Here is a 7,363-nt window from a genome sequence, read left to right on the forward strand (position 1 = left end):
ATAGGAAAGTATGTCAGACGATATTTTTGACGCCATTATTGTGGGTGGTGGACTTGCTGGTGGTACTGCTGCCTATGTATTAGCACAAGCAGGGTGTGATGTTTTAGTTGTAGAGCGAGGTAATTTCGCTGGCAGTAAAAATATGACAGGTGGACGTTTATACGCGCACAGCCTTGAAAAAATCATTCCCAATTTTGCCCAAGAAGCACCTGTTGAACGCCTTGTGACGCGTGAAAAAATTTCCATGCTAACGGAAACAGATGGTGTGACTTTAGATTATCAACACACGCAACAAGAAGAGGAAGCTGCACGCTCTTATACCGTATTACGTTCTTCATTTGACCAATGGTTAATGGAAAAAGCAGAAAACGCTGGCGCACAAGTGATCACGGGTGTTCGCGTTGATGAAGTGTTGGTGAAAGAAGGCAAGGTGTGTGGTGTAAAAGCGGGTGATGATGAAATTGAAGCCCATGTGGTTATCCTCGCTGATGGTGTTAATTCATTATTAGCAAAACAATTAGGTATGACACAAAAAATTAATCCTCACACTGTGGCGGTAGGAGTTAAAGAGTTATTGGAATTCACGCCACAACAAATGGAAGACCGATTTGGTTGTACTAATGATGAAGGCTTAGCTTGGCTTTTTGCTGGCGCACCATCAGGTGGATATTTAGGTGGCGGATTCTTATATACCAATAAAAATACCGTTTCTTTAGGCCTTGTTTTAGGGCTACATAATGTCGATAAATTTGAAAAAACGGTTCCTCAATTATTAGAAGATTTTAAACAACACCCTGTTGTTGCACCACTTATCAAAGACGGCAAATTATTAGAATATTCAGCGCATATGGTGCCAGAGGGTGGCATGAATATGGTATCTGAATTAGTCAAAGATGGCGTATTAGTGGCGGGAGATGCCGCAGGTTTTTGCCTTAATGTCGGCTATACCGTAAGAGGAATGGATTTAGCGATTGCTTCAGGTGAAGCGGCTGCAAAAGCGGTATTAATGGCGAAAGAGCAAAACAGTTATAGCCAAAAAGAATTAAGTTGCTACCAATCTTTATTAAATGACAGCTTTGTGATGAAAGATATGAAGTTATACAAAGACTTGCCTTCTTTCCTCGATAATACAAGATTCTTTACGGATTACCCGCAAATGGCTGCGAACGTGATGCACGACTTATTTGTGATTAATGGTCCAGAAAAACCTGTGCGTAAGAAAATACTGTCTCAAGTTAAGAAAGTGGGTGTGATGAACTTAATTAAAGATGGGTTTAAGGGGGTACGTTCTTTATGAGTCAAGTCAACGTAGACGTTAAATTAGGCGTCAATAAATTTAATGTGGATGAAGAAAATCCACATATTGTCTTAAAGGATGATATCGATCCTGTACAATTTGACATCTTAATGAAAGCCTGCCCTGCTGGGTTATATAAGAAAGATGAAAAAGGACAATACCTTTTTGATTACGCGGGCTGTTTAGAGTGCGGAACTTGCCGTGTTTTATGTGGTGAAACAATTTTAAAGAAATGGGAATATCCATGTGGCACTTTAGGCATTGAATTGCGTTACGGTTAATGTAACAACACCAATCCCCCTCTAACATAATCTCCAAAATTTTAACTAGAGGGGGGAGATAATTAGTCTATTTATCTTAACGAATGTATTTTTCGATATTCTGAAGGCGTCATAAAAAATTCGGATTTAAATTTTCGACTTAAATTAGAAATATCGCTAAATCCGCATTCATAAGCTAATTGTGTAATATTTTTCTCTGCCAAGAGAGGATTAACTAAAGCCGCTTTATAATTCTCAAGGCGTTTTTGGTAGATCCAACGAAGTACAGAGGTATTTTGTTCTTTAAATAACATCTGTAAATAGCGCACGGAGATCCCACAAGCATTTGCACATTGATTAACACTTAAATCTGGATCGGAAATATGTTGCTCTAAATAGTGCTGGGCAAAATAAAACAGTGTTGATCTTCCTAAGCTTTGAGGTGGAGTTGCAATACTGTATTCACTGAAAGCAGACGTAATTAAATTCAATAAAATATCGGCAAGTTGTTGTGCATGTTGTGGTGGCATTGAATCTAAGAACGGAATATAGCGCATCACAAAGCTATAAACGAGGGAGCCTGTAATGCTATTGCCTCGTATTGCTCTTGCAGTAAGATTTTGGGTATTACCTAAACGTGATGCTAGTTTTTCCCTTGGGATCAAAATTTTAAATAATGAGTAATCGTTATCAAAAGACCATGATACGGGTCTTGCCATATCAAAAATACAAAAGTCTCCTTGCCGTAGAAATGCGGTTCTTCCATCTTGAGTAAGATGGCTAGTTCCTGAACGCTGTATCTCAATTTGAAAATGCTCTTCCAAGCTAAGTTTATGAGTTAAAGGACGGCTACTCGCCCAGTGACCATTAGACTCTAGCTGAATAAAGCGAATATTTGTCACCTTCTGCTCGACAATGTTGGCATAAAATCGAGAATGAGGAGGCAATTCGACTTCATTGCATTCATAAGACGATAAAAAGCGGTCTTTTATTGTATCCCTGAATACGGAAAACCGATCTACGTCAGGGAGCTCCCGAGTCGTAAACATGCTTTTCATAGTACGCCCACTTTTATTGAAAGTATTTTTGTTGTGTTGCTATCAATCTAGTATAAAAACGACTTAAACCAGGTTGAAATAGAATAATGTTTTTATAACTTTAATTTTAAAATTAAAATAGTAAGTTTAAATAATTATTAACGGAGATATTCATTATCTTTCTTGTTAATAAATTGAAGACAATATATTTAAAAGTTTTTAATTTATTTAAACTAACATCATGTAAATTATAGAATTAATTTATAGCATTTTTTATGCTAGCATTTCTATGCTATTAATCCTAAGTTAATTTCCTATCTTTAGAGAGAGATCTCATAAATAGATTAAGAGTGATTCTTATTAATATCTTATTTATTTCATTCTTTTCAGAGTGTGAGTTAATATGGATTTTATGTAATTTAAATAATGGCTTGTTAATAAGATGATTTTTTATGGTTAATAATGTAATTTGTTTTTAAGATGCGTTAGTAAGATAATTATAGATAATAAATATTTTTTTATTATAAAAAATATTTAGCTAAAAATAATAAAACTCTTTAAATATTATTATATTAGTTATTAATAATAACCATTTTTCCATATCAAAGAGAGTTTTATTAAATAAACATGCTATATCATTAAGAAAAGAATAGTGATTGAATTATTGATGCAGTGTAGGGCAATAGGTGCGATTAATAAACGAGTTCCTATTCTTACTAAACAAAAGATAACTCCCACAATAAAAATAAGAATAAATGTAGTGATTGATTCATATTGATAGTGCATAGTTGAAAATAGCAGTGAAGAAAGAATAATCGCTATCCATTTTCCTGTATTGCCATACCACATGCCTGCATTTAATAGAAAACCTCTAAAAATAATCTCTTCAGTAATCGGAGCAATAAACATAACAGCAAGGGCAAACAGGAAGAAAGCAAATCCTGTAATGGGTTCAACCTCGGCTATCCATGAATCATCGTCAAAACCTAAAAACATGCCGATAAATAATAATCCCAGTAATGTTAAGACAGGGGCTTTTAATGTTCGCCATTGAAGCCGGCCTAATGGCATTAATGTAATGTGTTTTTGATAGGCAAACCAAATAATTAGGCAGTAGGGAAGGTAAATAAAAAAGCTCACCAATGAGATGATATAAGTTGATTGAAATAGTGCAACAGATGAAGGTGTTAGCAATAGGCTAAAAGAGGAAAAGAAGTAGCCTATAAAGGCAAGTACGCAGATGACTGAATGGTAAACTTGATCTTTGGGAAATTCCATTTATGTTTGTCTGTGAGGGGTAATCAGATAAGTAATTTGTTTTATTTATTATGCATGATAAAAATAATTTTTGTGTTAATGTAATAAATATAAATAACTTATAGCTAATATAAGGCTAAATTTTGAAAGAAAATCTTTTACAGGCTATCCTCGATTGGATTGAAGAAAATTTAAATAGTCCTTTATCTCAAGGTGATGTTATAAAAAAATCAGGATACAGTAAAAGGCATTTTCAAGATTTGTTTTATCATTTTACTGGTAAGACGGTTGCTAGATATATCCTAGCAAGACGTTTGTCGTTGTCTGCAACTTTATTACGATTAACAAGTTTATCTGTATTAGATATATCGATTATTTATCAATTTAATTCTCAACAGAATTTTTCAAGAGCTTTTAAAAGATACTTTAAAGTAACACCAAGTGCTTACCGAACCTGTAAATACTGGGATTTTTCTTATTATATACCACAACACAAATATTTAACTTTCCAAAAATTAATAAGTAGTGAGAGTTTTGTCAATTTATTATCTTCTGAATATGAGGAAAGTGTTTTTTATGTTGATATTCCTTTTGAGCTTAAGGCTAAAATTGCTCGAACTGGGTTAGGTTTTAAGGATAAAAATAAAATAGATAAATTAAAAGGTTTAATAAAAAATAGTTCTGATTTTTATTTGAATGTATATTATCGATGTGAAAAATCCACCTCCACTAAAAATTTGTTAGCTGTATATAACTTTTTTGAATTTAGTAATAAGCATGAAGTTTTTTTGTCTATAAATGGTGATAGGTATTATAAATTTTCATTTTATGGTACATGGGATGAATATTTAATATTATCTAATGTTATTTATTTTAGAGAGTTACCAAAGTTAAAAGCTAAAAAAAGGGATAGCTATGATATTGAGGTTTTTAATATTAAACAAATGAAAGATAAAAGTAATATATGTTCATTGGATTACTTCGTTCCTGTAGTGTAATTTTTTAGTAATTTTTTTGGGGTTGTATTGTAGTATTCTTTAAATTTTTTTATGAAATATGACGTTGTTTTATACCCTAATTTATTTGATATGGTATTTATATTTAAATTTGTTGTTGTTAATAAATTTATAGCATGCTCCATTCTTGCTTTGGTTAATATTTTTGTAAAATTTGTTTTTTCTGCCTCAAGCTTTTTTCTTAAAGATGATGTCCCAATATATAATCTTTTACTAATATCTTTTAATGTCCACTCATAACTTAAATCTTCACTAATGATATTGGTTATTTTATTTGTATATGATGAATTGTACATATTATAGATAAAACTCATAATATTTATTTCTAATCCACTTAATAAGTATGCTATTTTTAATATATATTCATGTTCTATTTTGTCAGATGTAATAATTTCGTTATTAAATTTGGTTTTTAATTTATTAAATAACAGAATATCTTCTGGATGAGTTTTTTTTATCAAAATATTGTTTTCAATATTCTGTGTATTCTCTTTTAATATAAGATGATTAGAGGCAAAATTTATTTTTAAAGCATCTCTAAGGACATCACAAGATAAATAAAGTAAGGTTGGTTTGTTTTCTTTAGAAAAAAATACATCAAACTTTATATCTTTTGATATTAGAGCAATACTATTTTTATTTATTGATTTTTTAAATTTACTCGTTTCTATTCGTATTTCGCTATCTTTTGTTAATAACATAATGTAATTAGATAGGGTTAAGTTTTTTAAATGAAAATAATAATCTTTCATATAAATAGACTCACTTTAATCCAAATTTAATTAGTTAAATAGTAATGATAAATATATTAATGATTAGTCTATGGTTTTATTTTTATAAATGAAATTACATTTTTTGTAGTGTAGCAAATAGTGGTATTTATTTATCTTTTAGTGTTATTTTTTTATGTGGGTTATCATAAGTAAAGACTAATTCTCACAGTAAATTACATAGGTGTAAGTATAACTTTGATTATACGAGTATGTTTTAACATTTTTGGCAGTTTAATTAAAAAAATTAGTTGTTGTATCTTTTTTAGGGTTTCTACTTTATTGATAAACATCTTATTTATTGTTTTGTGGTATTTATTTATTTCTTTGTTTGATTTGGGGCGCAGGGCTAGGTGATACACTGAACTTAAGTGAAATCATATTTGTAGTGTTTCTATGTTCATCCCCTTCTTAGGTAATTAAGATGCATGGCTGGAATATTAATTATGTAATAGGAAACGAGGTTAAAGCTATAAGGAAGGCTCAAAAGCTGACAGGGATTAATGTGGCAAAGAAAATGAATATAAGCCAACAACATTATTCTCGCCTCGAACGAGGTGATGTTAAATGGAGTGTTTCTACATTAATAGAAGTTTGCTTTATTTTAAATATTTCTATCCTTCATTTTATAAAAATATTAGACAGTAAAAAGAGAATAATTATTGATTGTAATCGCGAGTATATTCATAAATAGAAAACAATGCAAATACAAGGGGGAGAATAAGGAAAGACTATTATTTTGTAACTGATTCTTAATAAAGAATTTTTAAATAAACAGCGCGTATTTACTGTTTAGAAGTTCTATTCTAATGCTAGGTAATTATTATGAAATTTATCTTTTCTGAAAAAAATTCAGATATACAAGTGCAGTTAAATCCGCATGCAAAGCATGTGATAACGGCAAAACCCAATGAAGTTTACCAATTAATTGATTCTGAAACAAATCTTTCACCGCTAGATATTAAAGCACTTCGTAAGTCAGATGATCTTATTTTATCTAGTAAAGAACAAGAGTTCGAAGTTGTAATTAAAGATTTCTGGGAAGAATGTAAACCAGGAGAAGAACAGTGTTATGCAACTTTAAATGTATTAGATCAAAACGGGGTCATGGGGGAAGTCACTATTACTCAAGATGGTCCTGTTTTAGAGCATTTAGTTGCTGGTGAAACCGGTACTCTTTCTGATAATGATGATGGAATTGGCCTATTTTTATGGGTTGCTGGTTCTATCGGTAGTGCATTAGCGATCTTTTTAGCTAATAGAAACCATGGTGGTGATAATAAAGGTAATGATGCCGATGTTACCGCACCAAGTAAACCAGGATTAACAGCTGAAGATGATGGTTCTGTGTCTATTGATTTACCAAAAGATGCAAATAAAGGTGATTCTGTAGATGTTACTTTTGAAGATGAGAATGGTAACTCAAATACTGTCACATTAGAGAAAGGAGATAATTGCTGGACATCAAGCAATCCGGACTTAATTCCTGATACAGATAACAATCACGTCACCATTCCGAATGACAATATAAAAGATAACAGTGATGTTACCGCAAGTGCGAAAGATCCGAGTGGTAATAAAAGTGATGATGTTACTGTAACAGCAAAACCAGATCCCGTAACAGACACACCAGTTTTAAGTATTCCCGAAGTGGTGGATGGCTATGCGAATGCAGATGAACTGAAAGATGGTTTACAGGCCGAAGTGACCTTGCCAGCAGGCACTG

At 31.8% G+C, this 7,363-nt stretch carries 8 protein-coding genes; 5 read left to right on the plus strand and 3 right to left on the minus strand.

All coding sequences use genetic code 11. From position 1 onward, the window contains the following. Positions 1 to 10: 10 nt before the first annotated feature. A complete protein-coding gene (locus tag ACNARN_RS16380) occupies positions 11 to 1,297 on the plus strand; it encodes an FAD-dependent oxidoreductase (RefSeq protein ID WP_198620534.1) in 1,287 nt (428 codons plus the stop codon). After that, positions 1,294 to 1,578 carry a ferredoxin family protein gene (locus tag ACNARN_RS16385; RefSeq protein ID WP_416304705.1) on the plus strand — a complete coding sequence of 95 codons (285 nt, stop codon included), beginning with the start codon at positions 1,294 to 1,296 and terminating at the stop codon, positions 1,576 to 1,578. Before ACNARN_RS16380 ends, ACNARN_RS16385 begins: the two co-directional genes overlap by 4 nt. Before the next feature lie 71 nt (positions 1,579 to 1,649). Here ACNARN_RS16385 and ACNARN_RS16390 read toward each other — a convergent pair whose 3' ends face one another. Beyond that, positions 1,650 to 2,615, minus strand: coding sequence for a helix-turn-helix domain-containing protein (locus ACNARN_RS16390; protein ID WP_196532881.1), 966 nt, complete (start codon positions 2,613 to 2,615; stop codon positions 1,650 to 1,652). Positions 2,616 to 3,224: 609 nt separating this feature from the next. After that, on the minus strand, positions 3,225 to 3,872 hold the full coding sequence (locus tag ACNARN_RS16395) for a lysostaphin resistance A-like protein (protein WP_416304706.1): 648 nt from the start codon (positions 3,870 to 3,872) through the stop codon (positions 3,225 to 3,227). A gap of 122 nt (positions 3,873 to 3,994) precedes the next feature. On the opposite strand from ACNARN_RS16395, the gene ACNARN_RS16400 reads away from it, so the two are divergent. Next, complete coding sequence (locus tag ACNARN_RS16400) at positions 3,995 to 4,849, plus strand: helix-turn-helix domain-containing protein (RefSeq protein WP_198620531.1); 855 nt, start codon at positions 3,995 to 3,997, stop codon at positions 4,847 to 4,849. On the opposite strand, the gene ACNARN_RS16405 is transcribed toward ACNARN_RS16400, so the two are convergent. Beyond that, positions 4,828 to 5,619 (minus strand): helix-turn-helix transcriptional regulator, encoded by a 792-nt coding sequence (locus ACNARN_RS16405; protein WP_198620530.1) that lies wholly within the window; start codon positions 5,617 to 5,619, stop codon positions 4,828 to 4,830. The genes ACNARN_RS16400 and ACNARN_RS16405 overlap by 22 nt on opposite strands. A 442-nt stretch (positions 5,620 to 6,061) precedes the next feature. On the opposite strand from ACNARN_RS16405, the gene ACNARN_RS16410 reads away from it, so the two are divergent. Next, positions 6,062 to 6,331, plus strand: coding sequence for a helix-turn-helix domain-containing protein (locus ACNARN_RS16410; protein WP_198630406.1), 270 nt, complete (start codon positions 6,062 to 6,064; stop codon positions 6,329 to 6,331). 131 nt (positions 6,332 to 6,462) lie between these two features. Next, the coding region (locus ACNARN_RS16415; protein WP_416304707.1) for a hypothetical protein at positions 6,463 to 7,363 on the plus strand (901 nt) is incomplete at its 3' end.

This window comes from Proteus sp. TSJ240517, assembly GCF_047921575.1.
In the GTDB taxonomy this organism is placed as follows: Bacteria; Pseudomonadota; Gammaproteobacteria; order Enterobacterales; family Enterobacteriaceae; genus Proteus.